This window comes from Mesorhizobium sp. M7D.F.Ca.US.005.01.1.1 (genome assembly GCF_003952545.1).
Lineage (GTDB): Bacteria > Pseudomonadota > Alphaproteobacteria > Rhizobiales > Rhizobiaceae > Mesorhizobium > Mesorhizobium loti.
This window is the reverse complement of sequence record NZ_CP034453.1, coordinates 6,359,770-6,382,247: the sequence shown is the minus strand read 5'-3', so window position 1 is coordinate 6,382,247 and position 22,478 is coordinate 6,359,770. Positions and strand designations below refer to the sequence as shown.

19 protein-coding genes and 2 pseudogenes are annotated in these 22,478 nt (G+C 61.4%); 12 read left to right on the top strand and 9 right to left on the bottom strand.

Features of this window, described 5'->3' with window-relative positions:
- The first annotated feature begins 17 nt into the window (after window positions 1-17).
- From EJ076_RS31045 to EJ076_RS31020, 6 genes are read left to right on the top strand one after another with little or no spacing between them, the layout of a single operon-like run.
- On the top strand, window positions 18-1,067 hold the full coding sequence (locus EJ076_RS31045) for an ABC transporter substrate-binding protein (RefSeq protein WP_126070422.1): 1,050 nt from the start codon (window positions 18-20) through the stop codon (window positions 1,065-1,067).
- Between the two features lie 60 nt (window positions 1,068-1,127).
- Window positions 1,128-2,339: an ABC transporter permease gene (locus EJ076_RS31040; protein ID WP_126070421.1), complete on the top strand. Its 1,212-nt coding sequence runs from the start codon at window positions 1,128-1,130 to the stop codon at window positions 2,337-2,339.
- Window positions 2,234-3,169 (top strand): ABC transporter permease, encoded by a 936-nt coding sequence (locus tag EJ076_RS31035; protein WP_348630910.1) that lies wholly within the window; start codon window positions 2,234-2,236, stop codon window positions 3,167-3,169. The genes EJ076_RS31040 and EJ076_RS31035 overlap by 106 nt, the downstream gene beginning before the upstream one ends.
- A 30-nt stretch (window positions 3,170-3,199) precedes the next feature.
- Window positions 3,200-4,864 carry an FAD-dependent oxidoreductase gene (locus tag EJ076_RS31030; protein ID WP_126070420.1) on the top strand — a complete coding sequence of 555 codons (1,665 nt, stop codon included), beginning with the start codon at window positions 3,200-3,202 and terminating at the stop codon, window positions 4,862-4,864.
- On the top strand, window positions 4,861-6,327 hold the full coding sequence (locus EJ076_RS31025) for an NAD-dependent succinate-semialdehyde dehydrogenase (protein WP_126070419.1): 1,467 nt from the start codon (window positions 4,861-4,863) through the stop codon (window positions 6,325-6,327). Before EJ076_RS31030 ends, EJ076_RS31025 begins: the two co-directional genes overlap by 4 nt.
- Window positions 6,324-7,445: an ABC transporter ATP-binding protein gene (locus EJ076_RS31020; RefSeq protein WP_348639803.1), complete on the top strand. Its 1,122-nt coding sequence runs from the start codon at window positions 6,324-6,326 to the stop codon at window positions 7,443-7,445. Before EJ076_RS31025 ends, EJ076_RS31020 begins: the two co-directional genes overlap by 4 nt.
- A 530-nt stretch (window positions 7,446-7,975) precedes the next feature.
- Here EJ076_RS31020 and hpaH read toward each other — a convergent pair.
- From hpaH to EJ076_RS30995, 5 genes are read right to left on the bottom strand one after another with little or no spacing between them, the layout of a single operon-like run.
- A complete protein-coding gene (hpaH, locus tag EJ076_RS31015) occupies window positions 7,976-8,779 on the bottom strand; it encodes a 2-oxo-hept-4-ene-1,7-dioate hydratase (RefSeq protein ID WP_126070418.1) in 804 nt (267 codons plus the stop codon).
- Window positions 8,776-9,654, bottom strand: coding sequence for a fumarylacetoacetate hydrolase family protein (locus EJ076_RS31010; RefSeq protein ID WP_126070417.1), 879 nt, complete (start codon window positions 9,652-9,654; stop codon window positions 8,776-8,778). The genes hpaH and EJ076_RS31010 overlap by 4 nt, the downstream gene beginning before the upstream one ends.
- A 34-nt stretch (window positions 9,655-9,688) precedes the next feature.
- On the bottom strand, window positions 9,689-10,669 hold the full coding sequence (gene hpaD, locus EJ076_RS31005; protein WP_126070416.1) for a 3,4-dihydroxyphenylacetate 2,3-dioxygenase: 981 nt from the start codon (window positions 10,667-10,669) through the stop codon (window positions 9,689-9,691).
- Between the two features lie 14 nt (window positions 10,670-10,683).
- The gene (gene hpaE, locus EJ076_RS31000; RefSeq protein WP_126070415.1) at window positions 10,684-12,198 is read right to left on the bottom strand and encodes a 5-carboxymethyl-2-hydroxymuconate semialdehyde dehydrogenase; all 1,515 of its coding nucleotides are present in this window, start codon (window positions 12,196-12,198) and stop codon (window positions 10,684-10,686) included.
- A 30-nt stretch (window positions 12,199-12,228) separates the two neighbouring features.
- The gene (locus EJ076_RS30995; RefSeq protein ID WP_126071183.1) at window positions 12,229-12,615 is read right to left on the bottom strand and encodes a 5-carboxymethyl-2-hydroxymuconate Delta-isomerase; all 387 of its coding nucleotides are present in this window, start codon (window positions 12,613-12,615) and stop codon (window positions 12,229-12,231) included.
- Window positions 12,616-12,774: 159 nt separating this feature from the next.
- Between EJ076_RS30995 and hpaR the strand changes: the two genes are divergently transcribed.
- From hpaR to EJ076_RS30970, 5 genes and pseudogenes are all read left to right on the top strand, one after another.
- Window positions 12,775-13,230, top strand: coding sequence for a homoprotocatechuate degradation operon regulator HpaR (hpaR, locus tag EJ076_RS30990; protein ID WP_126070414.1), 456 nt, complete (start codon window positions 12,775-12,777; stop codon window positions 13,228-13,230).
- A gap of 218 nt (window positions 13,231-13,448) precedes the next feature.
- A complete protein-coding gene (locus tag EJ076_RS30985) occupies window positions 13,449-13,910 on the top strand; it encodes a hypothetical protein (protein WP_126070413.1) in 462 nt (153 codons plus the stop codon).
- A 289-nt stretch (window positions 13,911-14,199) separates the two neighbouring features.
- Window positions 14,200-16,278 carry a DNA ligase D gene (gene ligD, locus EJ076_RS30980; protein WP_245462921.1) on the top strand — a complete coding sequence of 693 codons (2,079 nt, stop codon included), beginning with the start codon at window positions 14,200-14,202 and terminating at the stop codon, window positions 16,276-16,278.
- Between the two features lie 162 nt (window positions 16,279-16,440).
- Window positions 16,441-16,940 (top strand): annotated as a pseudogene (locus tag EJ076_RS30975) (ArdC-like ssDNA-binding domain-containing protein); the annotation flags it as partial.
- A 271-nt stretch (window positions 16,941-17,211) separates the two neighbouring features.
- A complete protein-coding gene (locus tag EJ076_RS30970) occupies window positions 17,212-17,523 on the top strand; it encodes a DUF736 family protein (protein ID WP_109659107.1) in 312 nt (103 codons plus the stop codon).
- A 213-nt stretch (window positions 17,524-17,736) separates the two neighbouring features.
- Here EJ076_RS30970 and EJ076_RS30965 read toward each other — a convergent pair.
- The 4 genes and pseudogenes from EJ076_RS30965 to EJ076_RS30950 form a co-directional block, all read right to left on the bottom strand.
- A pseudogene (locus EJ076_RS30965) lies at window positions 17,737-18,138 on the bottom strand (MucR family transcriptional regulator); the annotation flags it as partial.
- Window positions 18,135-18,467, bottom strand: a complete 333-nt coding sequence (locus EJ076_RS30960) for a hypothetical protein (protein ID WP_126070412.1) — start codon at window positions 18,465-18,467, stop codon at window positions 18,135-18,137. The pseudogene EJ076_RS30965 and the gene EJ076_RS30960, both read right to left, overlap by 4 nt.
- 209 nt (window positions 18,468-18,676) lie before the next feature.
- On the bottom strand, window positions 18,677-18,940 hold the full coding sequence (locus tag EJ076_RS30955) for a conjugal transfer protein TraD (protein WP_245462920.1): 264 nt from the start codon (window positions 18,938-18,940) through the stop codon (window positions 18,677-18,679).
- Window positions 18,927-19,253 (bottom strand): conjugal transfer protein TraD, encoded by a 327-nt coding sequence (locus tag EJ076_RS30950; RefSeq protein WP_109659117.1) that lies wholly within the window; start codon window positions 19,251-19,253, stop codon window positions 18,927-18,929. Before EJ076_RS30950 ends, EJ076_RS30955 begins: the two co-directional genes overlap by 14 nt.
- Window positions 19,254-19,425: 172 nt before the next feature.
- Here EJ076_RS30950 and traA point away from each other — a divergent pair, with 172 nt between their 5' ends.
- Window positions 19,426-22,422 carry a Ti-type conjugative transfer relaxase TraA gene (gene traA, locus EJ076_RS30945; protein ID WP_126070411.1) on the top strand — a complete coding sequence of 999 codons (2,997 nt, stop codon included), beginning with the start codon at window positions 19,426-19,428 and terminating at the stop codon, window positions 22,420-22,422.
- Window positions 22,423-22,478: the final 56 nt, after the last annotated feature.

Genomic DNA, 22,478 nt, shown 5'->3' with positions numbered 1-22,478 from the left:
AAACGGAGGACTAAAAAATGTTCAAATCTCACATCAAGGCACTGTGTCTCGGCGCCGCTCTGGTCACAGCCACCGCCCTAAGTGTCAGTGCTCAAGAAAAGCAGATCACCGTCGCCAACTTCGGCGGTCTCGTTCAGGACATGGTCCGGGAGCTCTATTTCAGCCCCTTCGCGGCCACTGGCGTGAAGCTGGTGGAAGACAGCCGTGACTATGGCATCGGCGTCATCCGCACCCGCATCGAAGGGGGCAACAACACGTGGGACGTTGTTGCCGCGGAAGATGTCGAGGTGATCCAGGGATGCCAGGAAGGGCTCTTCGAAAAAATCGACTATAGCAAGATCAAGGAAGCCGCCAAGCTGATCCCGGATGCCAAGCTCGATTGCGGCCTTGGTGAGGTCCTCTACAACATGTCGATCGCCTACGATCCCGCCAAGACCTCAGAAGCACCTCAAAATTGGGCCGACTTCTGGAACGTCAAAAAATGGCCTGGCAAGAGATCTCTCTATCGCGACCCACGCGATACGCTGGAGGCAGCGCTGCTTGCCGATGGAGTTGCGCCGGCCGACGTCTACAAGACGCTCGCCACGCCGGAAGGCCAAGATCGCGCCTTCGCCAAGGTCAAGGAACTGATGCCCAACATCATCTGGTGGACCAATCCGGGACAGTCGCGGCAGTTTCTGGCAAGCGGCGAGGCGGTGTTCATTGCCACCTACGACAGCGGTATCAACGCCACCAATCTCGGCGAAGGGCTTAAGAACAAGGTCGTCAACAACAATTCGATCCGCCACATCGACTACTGGGCGATCCCGAAGGGGGCGAAGAATCTCGATACGGCCTATAGCTTCCTGAATTTCGCGACCGAAGCGGAGAGACAGGCGCAACTGGCATCCAAGATGGGGATCTCGGTTCCGAACACCGATGCTCTGCCCTTGGTCAAGCCGGAAGTGCTGCCGTTGTTGTCGGCCAATCCTGACAACATCAAGACGGCGATCCAGTCCAATGCAAGCTTCTGGCTGGACAATTACGATGCGCTGAACCAGCGCATGACGACCCTCATCGGCCAATGATAGAATGACACAGTATGGGCGCCTCCACAGGGTGCCCATACTGTGTGCATGTTCGGTTTCATGTTTACCAACCTCGCAAAGATAGCGGCCCCTCTCAGGCGGCTCGGGAACGCGCAGGCCCTTATCCTGGTCGCGCCGCTGTTCCTTTTCCTGCTCGTCACGTTCTTCGTGCCGATAGCGGCGACGCTGTGGCAGAGCGTTTCGGATCCGCTGGCCCGGCAGGCACTTCCGCGCACGATTGCCGCTCTTGGCGAGTTCGACGGAAGTTCGCTGCCGGACAGCCCAGCATTCGCCGGCTTGCAGCACGACCTAAAAACCACCGCTCCGGAAACACTGGCCAAGGCAGCCGTCCGCATCAATTCGGATCTGCCGGGTTTCCGGTCACTTCTGTTCAAGACGGTCACCGCCGTGTCGGCCGAGCCCGCTACGCTGACGGGGCCGGACTTCGTCGCCATCGACGCGCGGTGGGGCCAGATCGCGACGTGGGCGGCAATCAAGCGCGCCGGCGGTCCGCTGACGGACGCCAACCTACTTGCCGCGCTCGACTTGAAGCGCACCGATCAGGGCGCTATCGCCAAGGTGGCGCCTGACAAGGCGCTTTTCGCCGGCATGCTTGTCCGTACGGTGGTCATGGCCGCCTGGGTGACACTCATCTGCCTGATCGTCGGCTTCCCGCTCGCCTATTTCATAGCCAGCTCACCGCCACGGCGGGCCGGATTTCTGATGATCTTTATTCTCCTGCCGCTGTGGACATCCATACTCGTGCGAACCCTGTCCTGGACCGTCCTCCTGCAACGCGAGGGCATCGTCAACGCCGTGCTTGCGGGGCTCGGTGCAGGTGGCGCGCCGTTCGACCTCATGTTTAACCGTATGGCAGTCTATGTCGGAATGACGCACATTCTGCTGCCGTTCATGGTCCTTGCCATCTTCAGCGTCATGAAAGCGTTCCCCGACGGCTATCTGAGGGCGGCATCCTCGCTGGGTGCCAAGCCGTTCACGGTGTTTCGCCGCGTCTACCTGCCCCTGGTTATGCCTGGCGTGGTGTCCGGCTGCCTTCTCGTCTTCATCCAGGCTCTCGGCGCCTATATTACGCCGGTGCTGCTCGGCAATCCGAACGACCAGACGATCGCGCCGATCATCGCCTTTTACGTGACGAAGAGTTCCAATTGGGGGCTGGCTGCAGCTCTCTCGCTGATACTCCTTGTAGCAATCGTGCTGCTGTCCAGCGTCTATCGCTCGATTGCTGGCGGCAAAACAGTCGGGGTGGTCTGACCATGGCACACGGCATCCGGGCCACGCCACTGCAGATTGCCTGCCGATGGGGAGTTCCTGTCGTAGCCACGCTCGCCTGCATATTTCTTGTCGCCCCGATCCTGATTTTCCTGCCGCTGTCCTTCAACTCCGGCAGCTTCTTTCGCTTCCCCCTCGATGGGTTGAGCTTGCGCTGGTATCAGGATCTGTTCACCTCACCCTTCTGGATACGCTCTCTTTTCAACTCATTGCTGGTCGGCGCGTGTGCGACGGCGCTTGCCATGGCTCTGGGCGTGCCAGCGGCCTTCGGCCTGTGGAAAGCGACATTCCGCGGCAAGAGCCTGCTGGTCGGACTGCTGATCTCGCCCATGATGGTGCCGGTCATCATCACCGGCGTTTCTGTCTACTACGCGTCGGCACCGTTCCTGCTCAACAACACCTACATCGGCCTCATTCTGGCGCATACGGCGATCGCGGTGCCCTTCGTCATCGTGACGGTCTCGGCCAGTCTTTCTGGATTCAATCCGGATTATCTGCGTGCCGGTGCCAGCCTCGGCGCGCCGCCCCTGCTCATCTTCCGCAGGATCACCTTGCCACTCATTCTTCCGGGCGTGGTCAGCGGCGCACTGTTTGCATTTTCCGCTTCGTTCGATGACGTCGTCATCGCGCTGTTCATGGCCGGACCCGAACAGCGCACCCTGCCGCGCCAGATGCTCACCGCCAGTGTCGACGGCTTTCGCCTTACGATCACGGCGGCTGCCTCGCTGATGATCCTGATTTCGGTCGCTTTAATGGCTGTGATCCTGATGCTGCAGCGCCGCAGCCAGCGTCTGGCGGCGAAGATCGCCTGATCACTTCAATCCCATAGGTATTCATTCGCAATGACACGAACGATAGAAACACAGGTGCTTGTCGTCGGCGGCGGCCCGGTCGGCCTCACCCTCGGCATGGATCTCGCGTCGCGCGGGGTGGAGACGCTGTTGGTGGAAATGCGGCATGAGGGGGAGCCGCCGAGTGTCAAATGCAATCACATAGCAGCTCGTTCGATGGAGATTTTCCGCCGCTTGGGCGTTGCCGGAAAGCTGCGGCAAACCGGCTTGCCGGCCGACTATTCCAACGACATTTCCTACCGAGTGAGCTTCGCCGGCAAGGAATTGTCGCGCATCGAAATTCCGTGCCGGAAGGACCGCTATACGGCGACCGGCGGCCCTGACACATGGTGGCCGACGCCGGAGCCGCCGCACCGGATCAACCAAATCTATATCGAACCGGTGCTGTTCGCCCATGCCGCGGCGATGCCGAATCTCTCCTTGCTCAACCGTGTCCAGATCAATGATTTCACCCAGGATGACGATGGCGTTCAGGCAACGGGGCGGCTGCTCGATACGGGCGAGACCATCTCCATTCGCGCTCGCTATATGGTTGGCTGCGATGGCTCGCGTTCCGGCGTGCGTAAGGCGATTGGCGCCAAGCTTTCCGGTACGGCGGTCGTGCAGCGCGTCCAGTCCACTTATATCAGAGCGCCGTCGCTGCTGTCGCTCAGCAACCTGAAGCCCGCTTGGGCGACATTCTCCCTCAACCCGCAGCGTTCCGGCAATGTCTATGCGATCGACGGCAAGGAGAAGTGGCTGGTTCACAACTATCTCAGGCCGGGCGAGGAAGACTTTGAAGCCATCGACCGCGACTGGGCGTTGCGAACCATCCTCGGCGTCGGTCCTGATTTCGCTTACGAAATTCTTAGCAAGGAAGACTGGATCGGTCGGCGCCTGGTAGCCGACAAGTTCCGCGACAGGCGCGTCTTTATCTGCGGCGACGCGGCCCATCTATGGGTGCCGATGGCCGGGTACGGCATGAATGCCGGCATCGCCGACGCTGCAAACCTCGCCTGGCTGCTCGCCGCTCACCTGAACGGCTGGGCGCCGGCATCCATTGTCGACGCCCATGAGAAAGAGCGGCTGCCCATCACCGAGCAGGTGTCGCATTTTGCGATGAACCATGCGCTGGCGTTGTCGAAGCAACGCGGCGACGTTCCTGACAACATCGATGATGACGACGCCGAGGGCCAGCGAGCAAGAGCCGCGCTTGGCAAACTCGCCTATGACCTCAACGTTCAGCAATATTGCTGCGGCGGGCTGAACTTTGGCTATTTTTATGACCAATCCCCCATCATCGCCTATGACGGAGAAAAACCACCTGCCTACGGCATGGCCGACTTCACACCGTCCACGGTTCCGGGCTGCCGGACCCCTCACGTCTGGCTCGACGATGGCCGCTCGCTCTACGACGCGATGGGTCCCGATTACACGCTGCTTCGCTTTGATCCTTCGATTGACGTGACCACATTCTTGGCCGCAGCGGACGCGATCGCTGTTCCTGTCCGGTTGCTCGATGTCACGGCGGAGGACGCTGCTGGCGTCTACGACAAGGCCTTGGTCCTCTCGCGGCCCGACCAGCATGTCGCCTGGCGGGGTGATACCGCACCGACTGATCCGCTCGGTCTTATCCAGCTTATTTGCGGAATGGCCATACAGCACGAGGCAGCATGACCAACAACCCTCAGAGGACCGTTTCAGCGGTTCAATCCTATCCCGATCTGCGCTTGCTGATCGGCGGCGAATGGCATGAGCGAGGCGATCGTGAGTCAATACCGGTCTTCAATCCCGCGACCGAGGCCGTTCTTGGCAACCTGCCCGTGGCAACTCAGGACGACATGGACGCCGCTCTAGCGGCGGCGGCAACCGGCTTCGAGCTATGGCGGAGACGTTCGCCCCTTGACCGTTCCGATATCATCCGCCGCGCGGCCGCAATCGTTCGGGAAAGGGGTGAGAGCATCGCGCGTCTGATCACGCTCGAAGAAGGCAAACCTCTGGCCGAGGCCCGTATCGAGGCGGAAGCCGCTGCGCAGACTCTGGAATGGTTTGCCGAGGAGGGGCGCCGGGCTTACGGCAGGATCATACCCTCGCGCATCGAAGGGATGCAGCAATTCGTGGTCAAGGAACCAGTCGGCCCGGTGCTGGCGATCGCGCCCTGGAATTTTCCAGCCGTTAATCCGGCCAGAAAGCTCGGCGCGGCATTGGCCGCGGGTTGCTCGTGCATTCTCAAACCACCCGAAGAAGCGCCAGCCAGTGCCATGTCGATCGTCCAGGCGCTCGACGATGCAGGGATTCCCAAGGGCGTGATATCCATGCTGTTCGGTATACCTGCCGAGATTTCATCGTATCTGATCGCCTCCCCGATCATACGCAAGGTATCGTTCACCGGTTCGGTGCCCGTCGGAAAACATCTGATGGCGCTCTGCGCCGCAGGCATGAAGCGGACAACGATGGAACTCGGCGGCCACGGTTCGGTCATTGTCGACCGTGATGTCGACATCGATGCCGTCGTGCGGCTTTCAGCGATGGCGAAATATCGCAATGCCGGCCAAGTGTGCGTGTCGCCGACCCGCTTTTATGTCCACAAGGCGATCTATGTTGAGTTTGTCGAACGCTTCGCTGCCATTGCGGATGGCGTTGTGGTCGGCGATGGCTTCCTGGAAGATACGGCCATGGGACCTCTTGCCCATTCGAGACGCGGGTCTGCGCTGGATGAACTCGTGGCCGATGCCGAAAAGCACGGCGCTAACCTGCGTGCCGGCGGCCATCGGCGTAACAGCCCCGGTTACTTCTTTTCACCGACGGTGTTGTGCGATGTATCAGAACATGCGCGTGTCATGAATGAGGAACCGTTTGGCCCCGTGGCTCTGATCAATCCGATCGACTCGATCGAAAGTGGAATCAAGCAGGCCAATCGGCTTCCCTACGGTCTGGCCAGCTATGGTTTCGGCGCGACCGCAGACGCGGCGAAGGCATTTTCCAGCGGGCTCGAAACGGGGATGGTCGGGATCAACAGCTTTACCATTTCCTTTCCCGAGACGCCGTTTCTGGGCATTAAGGACAGCGGACACGGGGCCGAAAACGGTGTCGAAGGCCTTGAGACCTGTCTCGTCAGCAAATTCGTGAGCCAGATATGATGAGCGACTTGTCGGCAAATCCCGCGCGAGCCCATGACGAGACCGCACTGGTCCGGTTCATCAATGTACAGAAATCGTATGGAGGCCTTGGCCTCGTCGTCAAAAACCTCAACCTCGACGTACTCAGGGGCGAATTCCTCACCTTGCTCGGCCCGTCGGGCTCCGGCAAGACGACCACCCTGATGATGCTTGCTGGCTTTCAGGATGCCACCTCAGGAGAAATCCTGCTGGACGGACGGCCAGTGACCCAGACGCCGCCGCATGAGCGCGGCATCGGCATGGTGTTCCAGAGCTATGCACTGTTCCCGCACATGACCGTGGCACAGAATCTCGCCTTTCCCCTTGAGGTGCGCCGCGTCGCCAAGGCCGACATCGCCAACCGGGTCAAACGCGCGCTCGATATGGTTGAGCTGCCCAATTTCGCAGGGCGACGCCCCTCGCAGCTTTCCGGCGGCCAGCAGCAGCGCGTCGCGCTAGCGCGGGCACTCATCTTCGAGCCGACAGTGGTTCTGATGGATGAACCGCTGGGCGCGTTGGACAAGCATTTGCGAGAGCAGATGCAATACGAAATCAAGGCGCTGCATGACCGTCTCGGCATCACAATGATCTACGTGACCCACGACCAATCCGAAGCCCTGACCATGTCGGACCGGATAGCCGTGTTCAACGATGGCATCATCCAGCAGCTTTCGACACCGCAGGACCTCTATGAACGTCCCGCCAACGCGTTCGTCGCCCGGTTCATTGGTGAGAACAATACACTGACAGGGAAGGTCGCCAAGTCCGGCAAGGACGGACTGTACGATGTTGCCTTGTCAGGCGGTGGCGTTGTGCGTGCAGTCGCCGATGAGTCTCTCGCGCCAGGCGATGGCGTGATAATTTCGGTCCGCCCGGAACGCTGTCTATTGGGCCATGACTTTCCAGACCCGATGAACCAATTCGATGGCAAGGTGCTCGATACGATTTATCACGGCGACCATATTCGGGTGAAAGTTCACGCGGCGGGCTCGGAGAACTTCATCATTAAGACAGTCAACGCAAGATCCGACCTGCCACTGCGGCCTGGCGTTGATGTGAAGATAGGCTGGGACCCAAAAGACTGCCGCGCCTTTCGGTGAGGTCTCTGTCAGCAAGCTACCGTCGTTCTTCGCTTCGACTAACAGCAATGTCTCCCCAGCATTTAATCAAAGCACGGGTAGAGACACGCGTATCGGATGCAAGGCGTGCGCCCAGGAAGTCCGCACTTTGTCCGGGCTTCAATTTCTCTCGCTCGTTCACGATCGGCCATATTCAAGTCCAGGTGCTGGGACTCCGAACGATCTCCGTCCGTTCATGCGGCGATTGGCGGCAAATACGCGTCATTCGGAGCCATTCTGCCTGACGTGGTCGCCCAGATGCGACGAAGGATGACCGCGAGCTTTCGGGCGAGTGCGATCTTGGCTTTTGCCGATTGGCGGCCTCACGGCCCAGACGCGCGGACCATCGACCATTCGTCTCATATGTCGTTTGCCACTTCTTAAGGTGAGGGCGGTCCGCACCATCTCGGCTTTGGCCTTGCTAATGCGGCCGGTGCGGACGAGTTCGACCGACTGAAGCTTGCTCATAGGCTGAAGTGACGAGGCACAGCGAGTCTGTTTCAAGCGCCGCTCTAGCGGGCGAACGCGATGCGGATTGTTCCATGAGGGCCGAAATCGGCGACGATGCTGTCGCCGTGGCGGGCTTCGACCGGGCGCACGAACGAGCCTGACAGCACGACCTGTCCAGCAGCGATCTGCATGCCGTATTGGTGCAGCCGGTTGGCCAGCCAGACGATGCCTTTGGCCGGATGATCGAGCACGCCGGCGCCAAGGCCGGTTTCCTCGACCTCGCCATTGCGCGAGACGATGGCACCGATCCAGCGCAAATCGGCTTCGCGCGGCCCGGCTGCGCGGCCGCCAATGACGATGCCGGCATTGGCGGCATTGTCGGAGATGGTGTCGAAGAAGGTCCTGACCTTGCCGGTCTCCTTGTTGATGCGCTCGATGCGGGTGTCGAGGATTTCAAGGGCAGGCGTGATGTAGTCGGTGGCGTCGAACACGTCGTCGATCGATACGTCAGGGCCTGCCAGCGGCGCCTTCATAACGAAGGCGATCTCGGCCTCGATGCGCGGCTGGATGAAGCGGTCGCCGGGAACGATGCCGCCGTCGTCGAAGAACATGTCGTCGAACAGCACGCCGGAATCGGGAATGTCGATGGCGAGCGCCGATTGCATGGCCTTGGAGGTCAGGCCGATCTTCCAGCCTTTGATTGTCAGGCCTGACGCGACCTTCCGCTTCACCAGTGCTGCCTGCACCAGGTAGGCGTCATCCATCGTCGCATCGGGAAAATCGAGGCTGAGCAGCCTGATCTGGCGACGGTTGCGTTCGGCCTCGTACAGCCGCGTGGCGGCGTCCTCGACTTGCTCGGGGATCATTGCGCTGTCCCTTCGTCGACGACGCCGTTGCGCAGCAGGCCAATGCCGTCGGCCTCGACCTCGATGACATCGCCCGGCTTCAGCCAGATCGGCGGCTCGAAACGGGCGCCGGCACCGGTCGGCGTGCCGGTGACGATGACGTCGCCGGGCACCAGCGTGGTGAAGGTCGAGACGTAGTTGATGATCTTGCGGAACGAAAAGATCATGCGGCTGGTGCGGTCCTGCTGCCGCAACTCGCCATTGACGCGGGTGGTCAGCGCGATGTCGGCGATCTGCGCCTCGTCGGTGTATGGCACCAGCCAGGGGCCAATGGCGCCGGTGCGGTCGAAATTCTTGCCCTGGGTGACATTGAACTTGGCGTGGCGGACCCAGTCGCGGATGGTGCCTTCATTGCACAACGACAGCGCCGCGATGTGGTTCAGCGCTTCCGTCTCGGCGATCCGCCGTCCGGCCTTGCCGATGACGATGACGATCTCACCCTCATAATCGAGCTGCGGCGATTCTGGCGGCCGTACCAACGGCGCGCCATGGCCGACGAAGGAGCGCGGGAAGCGGATGAACAGCGACGGGTTGGAGGGGGCTGCCTGGCCGTCCTTGTACTCTTCGTTGCGGTCGGGAAAATTGACGCCGACGCAGATGATCTTTTCCGGGGAGGGGACCGGAATGTCGTAGGCGATGTCGTCGAGGGAAAAGTCGGCAGCAAAGGCTTCCGCCTCTTCCGCCAGATGCTGCAAGGCGCCGGCCTCTATCACTTCGCGTAGCGTCGGCCACTGGCTGTGGCGCGCCGACAGGTCGACGACGCCCTTGCCGGTGATCGCGCCGTAGCGCTTCTTGCCGCCGACGGTGAAGGTGGCGAGCCGTGCCTGTGCCGTCATGCTGATTTCCCCATCACGCCTGTTCCAGCCATCGTCATGGCGCGATGATCGGCGAGGCAGAGAGATCGGGCTGGCGCGGCTCGATACCGGCAAAGACGCTGCCTTCCTCGAACCAGCTTTTGGGCGCCGGAGCGCCCCACAGCGTCTGCCGCTGCGGATCCTTGAGGTCCCACTTGATCGGCTCCAGATCGGGATCGACCGTCTGGTAGTCCGAACAATAGATCTCGATGCGGTGATTGTCGGGATCGCGGATGTAGAGGAAGAAGGCGTTGGAAATGCCGTGCCGGCCGGGACCGCGCTCGATGTTTGCGAGGTAGCCGGTCGTCGCCATCAGGTCGAGCAGATCGATGATGTTGAGCGGGGTCGGCACCCAGAAGGCGAGGTGGTGCAGGCGCGGTCCGACACCGTTGGTGAAGGCGATGTCGTGGACGCCACCCTTGCGGTGCGTCCACGCCGCCCACAGTTTTCCACTGCTGGCATCCTCGGTGTACTCGGTGACACGAAAGCCGAGCTCGTTGTAGAACGCCACCGATTCATCGACGTTGGGCGAGAAGCAGTTGAAGTGGTCGATGCGCAACGGCTTGACGCCCTTGTAGAGCGCGTATTTCTGGTGAATCGGCGGCAGCCGCTCCATCTTCGAGTAGAACTCCAGCGGAATGCCGTGCGGGTCGCGGGTGCGGAAGGTCCGTGACTGGTACGGCCGCTCGACCCATTCCACCGGCAGGCCTTTGCCTCTCAAGAAGTGCTCGGCCTTGTCGAGATCCTCGTCGGAGAACAGCTTGAAGCCGAGGTCGCGGGCTTCCGGCTTGGCAGCCTTCCGCAGCACGATGCAATGGTGGCCGCGCTCTTCCAGCGCGCGCAGATAGATCGCGTCCTTGCTCTCGTCGGTCACCTGCAGGCCGAGCGTGTCGACATAGAAGGCGCGTGATTTTGCGAGGTCGGTCACTGCCAGTTCGACATGGCTCAGCCGCACGATGTTGAAGGCCGGGTAGAGGTTGGGTGTGGGCAAGGGCATCTTGATGTCTCCGGTCAGCCGCCGAGCTTCTGGATCGAGTGTGGCGCGGTCGCGAACGCGATGTTCTTGGTTTCCATGTAGAAATCGAACGACCAGTCACCGCCGTCGCGACCGATGCCCGAACTCTTGACGCCGCCGAACGGCGTCGGCAGATGGCGCACATTTTCTGAGTTGACCCAGATCATGCCGGCGTCGAGCGCGTCGGTGAAGCGGAAGGCGCGGGTGACGTCCGAGGTCCAGAGATAGCCGGTCAGGCCGTACTGCGTGTCGTTGGCCAGCGCCAGCGCCTCGGCCTCGTCCTTGAACGGGATGGCGGTCAGCACCGGTCCAAAAATCTCTTCCTGGGCGATACGCATGCGGTTGTTGGCGCCGGTGAACAGCGTCGGGCTGACATAGCAGCCGCCGCCAGGACCATCGAACTTGCCGCCGCCGGCAGCGACGATGGCGCCTTCCGACTTGCCGATCTCGATATAGGACAACACCTTTTCCTCATGCACCGGATGGATCAGCGGACCGACCACGGTTTCCGGGTCGAGCGGATGGCCTATCTTGATGCGCCTTGCCTTCTCCGCCACCAGCGCGGTGAACTTGTCATAGACGCTTTCCTCGACCAGCAGGCGCGAAGACGAGGTGCAGCGCTCGCCGTTCAGCGAGTAGATCATGAAGACGGCGGCGTCGGCGGCGCGCTCCAGATCGGCGTCGGCAAAGACGATGACCGGGTTCTTGCCGCCAAGCTCGAAATGCACGCGCTTCAGCGTATCGGCGCCTTGCTTCATGATCATCGAGCCGGTGCGGCTTTCGCCGACGAAGCCGATCGCCTTGATGTCAGGGTGTTCGGTCAGCGCCTTGCCGGCATCCTCGCCAAAACCGTTGACGAGGTTCCAGACGCCCTTGGGCAGGCCGGCTTGCTCGGCGATCTCGACCAGCAGCCGCGCCGTCAGTGGTGACAGTTCCGCCGGCTTGTGGACGATGGTGCAGCCAGCGGCGAGTGCCGGCGCGATCTTCCACGTCGAAAGCATGAAGGGCGTATTCCATGGCGTGATGACGCCGACCGGGCCGATCGGCACGCGCGTGGTCATGTTGACCTGGTTCGGCGCGCGGATCGTGCGGCCATCGCGCGCTTCGGGCGCGCGATCTGCGTAGAAGCGGAAGTTCTCGGCACCACGCAACGCTGCCTTGGCCATGAACTTCAGCGACTGGCCGGTGTCCATGCACTCGACAAAGGCGATCTCCTCGGCGCGTGCGACGATGGCGTCGGCAATCTTGTGCAGGAGTTTCTTGCGGGCGTCGCCGGCAAGCGCCGCCCAGTCGCGAAAGGCCGCCTTCGCCGCCTTGGCGGCGCGGTCGATATCGGCTGCCTTGCCGCGCGCAACGGTGGCGATCGGCTTCAGGTCGATCGGCGAGATCGTCTCATAGATCGAGCCGTCGGCAGCGGGTACCGCCTCGCCGCCGATCTGGTTGAGCACGCCGCCCTTTTTGAAGCGGTCGAGATAGGCCTCGGCCTTCTTCAGATTGTCGTCTAGAGCCATGAGGTCTTTCCTGTCACTTGCCACGCCCTGTCACTTGCCTCGCAGGCGCGGGTGGATGGCATTCTTCTTCCAGCTCAGTTCGGCGTCGATCTCGCGGATCTCCAGCGACAGCGCGAAATGCGGCGTCGTGAACAATGAAGCGAGATGCTCGGACACTGCCGCGAAGATCGCTTCGCCGGTGCGTTTCTTCTCTTCGTCAGTGCGGCCCTTGCCGATGCGGAAGTTCAGGTCGATGAAACCGTTCTCGGGCAGACGGTCGGCGATGGCATAAGCATCAGCGCGAAAGGCGCGCACCCTGACCGCGCCCGGCTCGAACAGACCGGTTTCGAGGATTGTCCGCGAGACCAAAGCGCAGAGCTCCGTCATGTCGACCCTGGCGTCGAGATTCGCCGAATAGTCGATCACCATGTGCGGCAAGCTGTCGCTCCAGTCGGACATATACGCTGTCTTTAATTAACGTGCGTATTACATTTTGTTGATGTATTGTCAATTGCTTTGCAGTTGGGTCAACATCCTTTCCCGTGCGCTCGACATCCTAACTTGGCTGTGAGTTCGCGGGTGATTGCCAATGGGCTCATGCGCGCCTTCGTGGAGTCTTCCTTGCGAATAACGGAAACCAAACGCTCCCTGCCAATGGCCCTGCTTCGTGCCCGTGAAGTGATCATGGCGCACTTTCGACCGATGCTTGCCCGACACGACATCACCGAGCAGCAATGGCGCGTGCTGCGGGTGCTTGCCGAAACCGGGCCGCTCGAAGCAACCGAACTCGCCAATCGAGCCTCGATCTTGCCGCCTAGCTTGACCCGCATCATCAAGGCGATGGAGGAGCGGCAGTTCATCACCCGCAACAGGGTAAAGGATGATGGGCGTCGGGCACTGATCGCCATCAGTCCGGCCGGGCTGGCACTGATCGAGGACCTGTCGCCTGAGCGTGCCGCGATCTATGAGGCGATCGAGCAACGCTACGGTGCCCAGCAGCAGGACCGGCTGCTTGATCTGCTAGAAAGCCTGATCCAATCGGAATCCTCTTAACCACCGAAGCTACCAGTGCAGTCGGCAGCAAGCAGTTGCGACTGACATAGAGCAATGCCGCCTCTGCCTCCTATGGCCATTTCCGCCAATAGTGAACAAAAAGAGAACAAAGAGTCAAGCATGCCCCTTGACGGGGGAGGAATATGTTCCTTATTTCAGCGTGATCTGAAGCAGAAAAGGACCATGGCTCGGCGTCAATCGCGCTGGCCGGCGAAGCTATGGCAAAAACAGCGGAAGACAATTTTCGGATCGAGGTATGGGATCGAGAGGAGCAGGCCCTATCCGAAACCATTTCGCGTTCCCCCGATTCAACGGTGAGTCAGGCAGCCTGGCAAGCTGCCATCCGGCGCCGGCCAGGCATGTTGCTGATCCACTACAACAGTCGGCATGTGATGGAGAAAATCCTGACACCAGGCGAGGTCAAGATCCCACCGCAGGCCATCATTGATGGTAGCGTTCATGCGGGCCTCGACGTGGCGCTCGGCGATCTTCGCGAATGGCATGTGTTGCGGGCCTGGTGCAGATCCTGTTCGCACCATGCGACGGTAAAGCCTGCCGGGCTCATCGAACGCTATGGAAAAGGCGCTCTGTTCAGTTCGGTCGAGCGAGCGCTCTTCTGCACGAGTTGTGACAGGGGAGGGCCTGTCAGGCTGGAAATTCACAAGCTGCCACGCAATTGAGGGGCGAACGGATGCAAGACCTCATCGAATTCGTCCAGGCCCACTCGGCACTGGTTGGACAATCCTATCGCATCGTCGCCGATCAGCGGCCGGACTGTCGAGAACCGGGAATGCGAGCGGTCTCCGCCGGTCGGCTTCGACGCAAAACATGCGGACCACCGCGGGCGGGGACAGTCGGTCCCGCATCCCGTCCTGCGGCCGGCGCTATGCTGACGCTCCTACGGCTGGCCCGTTCACCGCCCGCGGCGGGGGCGAATTTCCTCCGTCCTACGTGCGACAATGATCCGCGGTGCGGACGCGCGCAGGACTGCGGCGTATACGCCGTTCTTCCTTAGAGCGCCGACGGTCGCCGGCGCGGAGATGCTTGGACATGGAACCGAATCCCAGGCAGGGTATTGAATCGGACTATGTATCCGAGTTCCGCATGTCGGCTGTAGATGGCACCCTCGGCATAAGCAAAAGGCGCACACGGCACCGAGACTCGGAATCTATCCCTAGATATCCGCTGCCGGGATTTCGGTCCTTCCAGCTCTGCACATTGACAGACCACATACCGGTCGGCGGGGATTGGCTCTTCGAGATGAAGTTCGACGGCTATCGTGCCCAAGTCGCCATCTCCGGCTCGAACGTCGTCGTCTATACCCGCAATGGCCACGACTGGACCCGACAGTTCAAGGTCATCCTGCCGCCGCTTCGGAGACTGACCAAGGGCGCGGTGCTGATCGACGGTGAGATCGTCGCCATCGACAGCCAGGGCCGCACGAACTTCTCCATGCTGAAAACCGGCATTGCCGCGGGTATGCCGCTCAAATTCTATGCCTTTGATCTGCTTGAATTCGATGGCGAAGATCTGTCGAACCAGCCGCTCCTTGAGCGCAAGGAGCGACTTGAGTCCCTGCTAGGGTCGCGCCGCCCTGAAGACAGCCTGCAATTCTCCAGCCACATCCTCGACCAGGGCAAAAGGGTGTTCGACGCCATGTGCGCGGGCGGCCACGAAGGCGTTATCGCCAAGCGCGCCGACAGCTCCTACGTCGGCGACCGCACCGGGAGTTGGCTCAAGATCAAGTGCACGAAGCGACAGGAATTCGTTGTCGGCGGCTATCGCCCAAGTGACACAGGACATGGCATGGCCTCGCTGATCCTCGGCACTTACGACAATGGCAAGCTCATCTATCGCGGCCGCGTCGGCACTGGGTTCACCGCAGCTATGCGCAAGGACATCCTCGCGAAGCTCGAGAAACGCCATCTTGAGAAACCGGCTTTCGCCTCCGTTCCGAGAGACATTGCCCGCCGTGCCCGGTGGGTGAAGCCCGAGCTTGTCGCCGAAGTCACCTATGCCGAAGTGACACCGGACGGCAGCTTGCGACATCCAAGCTTTGAGGGCATGCGCGAAGATAAGCGAGCCGACCAGGTAGTGATGGAAATGCCGAAGGCGCCGGCAACTCTTGGCTCCCCCAATCTCGATCCGGGAATCGGCAAGGAGATCGCCGTTGCTGTCGGCGTCAAGCTGACGCATCCGGACAAGGTCATGTATCCCGGGACCAAGGTGACCAAGGCCACGCTTGCCGCCTACTACGCCGTGGTCGCCGAGAAGATGCTGCCGCACATACAGGATCGGCCGCTGTCGCTGGTGCGCGATACCGACGGCGACCTGCAACAGACCTTTTTTCAGAAACACAGACTGCCAGGCATGCCCAAGGCCATCCATGACGGCCAGTTGGAGAAGATGTCTGGGAAGGAAAGCCGGATCTTGTGGATCGATGACCTGGCTGGGCTGATCGCAGGCGTCCAGATGAACGTGCTCGAATTCCACATCTGGGGAAGCCTGCGCCAGCAGCCGGATCTGCCACACCGCATGATCTTCGACATCGACCCCGACGAGGGCTTGGGCTTCACTGCCGTCAAGCAGGCAGCCCTCGACGTTCGGGGCATCCTGGAAGCGCTTGGACTGCAGTCGTGGCCGTTGCTGTCCGGCGGCAAGGGCGTTCATGTGGTCGTGCCGCTCGTCCCGGAGGCAGACTGGGACGAGGTCAAGAGCTTCTGCCAAGACTTCGCCGAACTGCTGGCCCGTACAGATCCGTCGCGCTTCGTCGCCAACATGAGCAAGGCCAAGCGCAAGGGCCGGATGTTTCTCGATTACCTACGCAACGGCCAGGGATCCACTGCAATCTGTCCCTGGTCCACTCGGGCACGCGAGGGGGCGGGGTGTGCGGTGCCCGTCAGCTGGGAGGAGTTGCCCTCCTGCGAAAGCGCCAACGGTTTCGATGTTTTCGCCGCCGCCGCGCGGGCTCAGCTGCCGGAAGCCTGGGAAGGCTATTTCGACGTCGAACAAACGCTTACCGAGCGCATCCGCCACGCAGTCCGGTAGGAATAAGCATTTGGCGCGGACCGCCTTTGCCCAAAATTCGAGAGCGTCCCTCTTCTGCGGGAGGCCCCCGCAACGCCGTCTATAGTGAGAGTACGGACCAGTTTGCCGTGACGGGTTGAGAGCTGGAGGAGAGGCCTCCGGCGCCCGTCGCGGAGAACCGCGATGTCCAGACATTACGCTCGCGCCGGCGCTGACCGGTCAAGCCTCTATGACGATATCACCAGCAAGATCATCGCCGAACTGGAAGCAGGGCGCTTTCCCTGGGTGCAGCCCTGGGGCACGGCGGCGGCGCAAGCGCCCCTTGCTATGCCGGCCAATGCCGCGACAGGCCGCGCCTATTCCGGGATCAACGTGCTGATCCTGTGGGGTGCGGTCGTCGAGCATGGCTTTCCCATCCAGGGCTGGCTGACTTTCCGCCAGGCGCTATTGCTGGGCGGCCATGTCCGCAAGGGCGAACACGGCACCACCGTCGTCTATGCTGACCGCTTCATCCCTGACGACGCGAAGAATCGCGCGCGGGAAACCGGCGAGGCGGCACAGGCCATACCGTTCCTGAAGCGCTTCATCGTGTTCACGTGGCGCAATGTGAAAATCTGCCCGACGATCTGGCCGTGGCTCCGCCTGCACCAGAGCCCGGGCTGATCGAGCCGGCAGTCGAGGCCTATCGCTTAGCAAGTTCCATAAGATAGATTACGCGACTTTCAGCAGTAGATGTTAGTATTTCTTGATTATATGACTGCAATAATGGCTCATTTTGCAAATCTTTTTTGGTCATTATAGAATAACACTCTCATTGTTCCAACAGCATGGCTTACCGGCGTCTCAGGTGAGACGGGCCTTCGCTCGCCTCCCCTCCCGGCGCACTCACTTGTGCGGCATGCAATAGACGCCCTCGGATTCCATAAGTACCGCGGCACCCCTTCAACTCGCTCAATGCGCGACCCACGCTTGCGAATAAGTGCTGCAGGCACCCACGGCCGTCAGCCACAGAAGAGGAAGAGCGTAGCACGCCGTCTGATTGCCAGGTTCTGGCTTCACTGTGCCGGTAGCGGCCGGCCCAATGCGGCTTGCTGGTGCCACCGAGTTCGGGGCGCGGCATGGAAGACGAGCTTGCGCGAGGACCGCGACTACCATTCCGTCAAGCTCGATGATTCCAGCTGTCCCGTTCCGACTTATGCGAGTCTGGTCGAGACCGACACCGAGGGCGACTTCTCGCTCATCTGGTCACGCCGCACCGCAGAGTAATCCAACAAGCACGAAGCCCGACCGCAAACACGGGGCTTCGTTATATTCAGCTCCCGGCGCCCACCTCTCGTCAGATGTCCCAGGTCAAGCCTTGGCAGTCGTCTTGCGCACCTTCTTCACCGGCGACTTGATTGCAGCCGCAGTTGTTCTCGCTGCCGCCGAACGCGCGACCGGTTTCCGTTTTTCTGCCGCGGCGGATGTGGGCGCTGGCGCTTTGCGCCCGAGCCCAATTGATTTCGCCAGGGCCGACCGGGTGGCCGCGTAGTTCGGCGCGACCATCGGATAGTCGGACGGCAGGTTCCACTTCTGCCGATATTGGTCGGGGGTCAGACCAAAATGCTGGAGATGCCGCTTGAGCGATTTGAATTTCTTTCCGTCTTCCAGACAGATGATGAAGTCGGGCGTCACCGATTTCTTGATCGAAACTGCCGGCTCCTGTTTTACGACAGGTTCTACCGCCGGCGTGCCGATGCCATTCAGGGCGGCATGGATGTCGCCGATCAGTTTCGGCAACTCGCCAACCGGTACTGGATTGTTCGATACATAGGCCGCGACAATGTCAGCCGTTATCGACACGGTATCTAGTTTGTTGCCTTGCTCGAGAGCAGTGGTCATATGATTTCCCTTTTTTGTATCGGATGAATTGAGCGACGTTTGATTTTTCTGCCCTGCCCACGACGCAAATAGTACGTTTCTTCGTAGAATCCACCTCTCTTGCGCAACATGACAAGAGTAAGTTTCGCGTCTGTCGTGCCATCGGCTGGATTGCCCTTCCCGATCTCATTTAAAGCGAGGAGCGTTCCGTCGCTTTTTCGCCAGTTCCGGCTGTGCAGAGCAATGCCGCTGGCCTGGCTATAGAGTATCAACACGCAGTGCGCATGATCGCATGCGCGGGCGTGGGAGGTTTCGAGGGGAACACGATCTGGCATTTGAAATTTGCTCATCGGGTAACGCCTGCTTTGACGGCTTTGCCTATTCAAGCCTTGCGCCTTCATCATCTGAATCAAGGCTCGCGCGACATAAGATTGTCGCTGGTAGCGACGAAGATCGCGAAAGCTTCCTGCGCATGCGCTTGACTGCGGAGTCGGCGCTGGCGCACCGGCGGAAGTCTGCTGTTCGGGCTCGCGCCAGCCGCTGTTCGCGCCAACTGTGGCTAGGTTCGCCGGCCCATCCGCTCTTCACGCCGTTCAGCATCGAACGCATGCCTGCCCTTCGAGGCCCATAGGTCTCGCGGACGTTCGGCTTCATCGCTCTGCAGCTTGGCGGCGATCCAAAGGAGCGCGCCGTAGATGGTAGCGCGATCGTCATTGGTGAGCTCGACAATGCCTGCCTTGAGGACGAGACCGCCAAGTTCGATGAGCTGCCGTGTGCGCTTGCGACGCTCGACCTGCCAGGTCCTCATGTCATTGCGAGCCATTGCCGCTTGCCGGCGATTGTGGGCCGCCCGGTTGCGCCGAAGCGCCGCGTGGGTTGCGCTGAGATGCCGAAGCAGTTCGCCGGGACCTGCTTTCGAAAAACGTCACCCCACGCTTGGCCCAAGCCTCGCGCTTTGCAGTGTCGACCGTTTCGGCGATTGCCACCAATGCACCGGCCAGTTCGTCACTGCTGAGCTGATCGGCGCCGGTGGCGATCACCAGCTCGCCAAGTTGCTGCACCTTTCGCGTTTTGAGTTCTCGCGCTTTGTCTTCCAGGGCGTGAAGTTCTGCGTCGAAGTCCCGTGGTTTGCGCATGGCTATCTCCTTCGGTTGTCGATCTCTGGATGATAGGCGAGCACCTGCCGGAAGGCTTCAGGGTTGCCGAGACAGCCCGGGACGGGCTGGTCCATCCCGAGAATTTTTCGAGGGAGGGCGCGCTTATACGTCGTGCCGACGTACGCTTTGACGTGCAAATGATCCCGTCGCGATGGCGATCTTTCATCTTCACGTCAAGGTCATTGGCCGCAAGGCTGGCAGCAGCGCGTTGGCTTCTGCGGCCTACCGTTCGGCTTCGCGACTACGCGACGAACGGATCGAACGCACTCATGACTTCTCCGCCAAGCGCGGCGTCGTCCATTCCGAGGTGATGTTGCCGGAGCATGCGCCGGAGGCCTGGCGGGACCGCGAGAGGCTGTGGAACGATATCGAGGCGTTCGAGGTACGCAAGGATGCCCAGCTTGCCCGCGAAGTCGAGTTTGCGCTCCCGAGTGAATTGTCCCAGGCGCAAGGCATCGAACTGGCGCGGGACTTTGTACAAGTCGAGTTTGTCGGCAAGGGTATGGTCGCCGATCTCAATGTGCATTGGGACAGGGCCGAGGATGGCAGCCCCAAGCCGCATGCTCATGTCATGCTCACCATGCGGTCCGTGGGCGAGAGTGGCTTTGGCGCCAAGGTTCGAGACTGGAATGCTACCCAGATGGTTGAGCGCTGGCGCGAGCGATGGGCGGAGCTGGCCAATGAGCGTCTGGCCGAACTCGACATCGACGCGCGCATCGATCATCGCAGTCTGGAAGTGCAGGGCATCGCCCTGGAGCCGCAAACCCAGATTGGTGCACCGGCTCAACGCATTGAGGGCAGTGGCCTTGCTGCTGGCGACAGTGAAGCCGATCGCGCCGAACTGCATCGCGAGATATCACGCAACAATGGCGCGCGCATCATTGCCGATCCATCTCTGGCGCTGGATGCCATCACCCATCAGCAATCGACCTTCACCCGAAAGGACATTGCGAAGTTCTCGCATCGCCACAGCGACGGAATGGAGCAGTTCAACGAGGTGGTGGCCGCCATCAGCAACGCGCCTGATCTGGTCGAACTCGGCAAGGACGGACGCGGCGAAGATCGCTTCACCACCCGGCAGATGATCGACACTGAACAGCGCCTTCACCGCGCTGCGCAGCGTATCGATTTGGACGAGCGTCATGCGGTGAGCAACGCACATCGCGAGGCAGCACTGGCGCGGGCTGCGCAACGCGGGCTTATCCTGTCAGGCGAGCAGACCGATGCGCTTGCGCACATCACCGACGGTCGTGGTCTTGGTGTCGTGGTCGGCTTTGCCGGAACGGGTAAGAGCGCCATGCTGGGCGTTGCGCGCCAGGCGTGGGCAGCGGCGGGCTACGAGGTTCGAGGTGCAGCACTCTCGGGCATTGCCGCCGAGAATCTGGAAGGCGGATCAGGCATCCCGTCACGCACCATCGCCAGTATGGAGCATAGCTGGGGACAGGGCAGGGATCTGCTCACCGCGCGCGATGTCCTGGTGATCGATGAGGCCGGCATGGTCGGCACGCGCCAGTTGGAGCGCGTGCTCTCCCATGCGGCGGACGCTGGCGCAAAAGTCGTGCTGGTTGGCGATCCGCAGCAGTTGCAGGCAATCGAGGCCGGCGCTGCATTCCGCTCCATTCACGAGCGTCATGGCGGCGTCGAAATCGGCCAGGTGCGTCGGCAGCGCCAGAACTGGCAACGCGATGCCACGCGCGATCTGGCAACCGGCAGGATCGCCGCTGCGATCAGCGCCTACGAGGCCGAAGGCATGGTGCATCACGCCGCAACGCGCGACGAAGCGCGAGGTGAACTCGTCGAGCGCTGGGATCGCGACAGGCAGGCGCATCCAGAGGCAAGCCGGATCATCCTCACCCACACAAACGACGAAGTGAGCGTACTCAACCAGGCGGCGCGCGAGCGCATGCGCATTGCCGGCGATCTCGGCGACGAGGTTCATGTGAACGTCGAACGCGGTGCAAGGGCCTTCGCCAGCGGCGACCGGGTCATGTTCCTGCGCAACGAGCGCGGGCTTGGCGTCAAGAACGGCACGCTCGGCATCGTGGAGGAAGTCAGCACACAAAGCATGATGATTCGCGTCGACGATGGGAGGTCGGTTCGCTTCGACCTGAAAGACTTCGCGCACATCGACCACGGCTATGCCGCGACCATCCACAAGGCGCAGGGCATGACCGTCGACCGGGCCCATGTGCTCGCCACGCCGGGCATGGATGCGCATGGCAGTTACGTCGCACTGTCGCGGCATCGAGACGGGATGGATCTGCATTATGGCGGCGACGACTTCAGTACGCGGGAGCGGCTGGTCCGTACGCTGTCACGGGAGCGCGCCAAGGACATGGCGTCGGATTACGAGCGGATCGACCCGGCGCGGAGCTATGCCGAGCGGCGCGGCATCACCTTCCGCGAGCGTGTCGCAGAGATCGTGCGCAAGGTCGTGCCTGAAAGGCTACGCAACATGTTCGACGGCCGGCGCCCTTCGGCAGATGGCGCGCCCGACTTCGACGCCATGCGCAGGCCGGAAAGAGAGGAAGTGCGCCTCGAACCCGCAGCGCCCGCCAGAGAGATCGCCGAGGACGGGCAAGCGGCGTTGCGGAAAGCCCGAACCGATGCGCTCGTGCGTCATGCCCGCGCCATGGACGCGATATTCAGCGACGAGGGCGCAGGAAACAAGGCCAGCCCGATGCGGTTGCGCGAATTGGCTGACGCCCGAAAAGCCTTCGACGAGGTGCGGCCCCATGGCTGGCGCGATGCCGAGGCGGCTTATGTCAAAAGCCCGGAACTTGTCGCCGAGGCCGCCGGCGGACGGATCAACCGCGCCATCCGCGCCCTCCAGCTTGAAACTGAAATCCGCACCGGACTGGACAACGATCCGGGCCGCCGCGCAGACCATTTCGTGGAGCGTTGGCACAAACTCGACCGGACCAGCCAGCACCAGTATCAGGCGGGTGACATGTCCGGCTACAAGGCCACGCGATCGGCGATGGGTGACATGGCCAAAAGCCTCGAGCGCGATCCGCAGCTTGAATCCATCCTCGCGAACCGCAAGCACGACCTTGGCATCAGCGTCGACTCTGGTCGGCGCCTTGGTGCGGAACTCGCATTCACCCACGGCATCGACCTCGGGCGGGGCCGGGGCATTGGACTCTAGACAGTCCTATCTGCCGCCGTCTCTATGCCGGGGTACGATGACGCGGAAAACCCTCT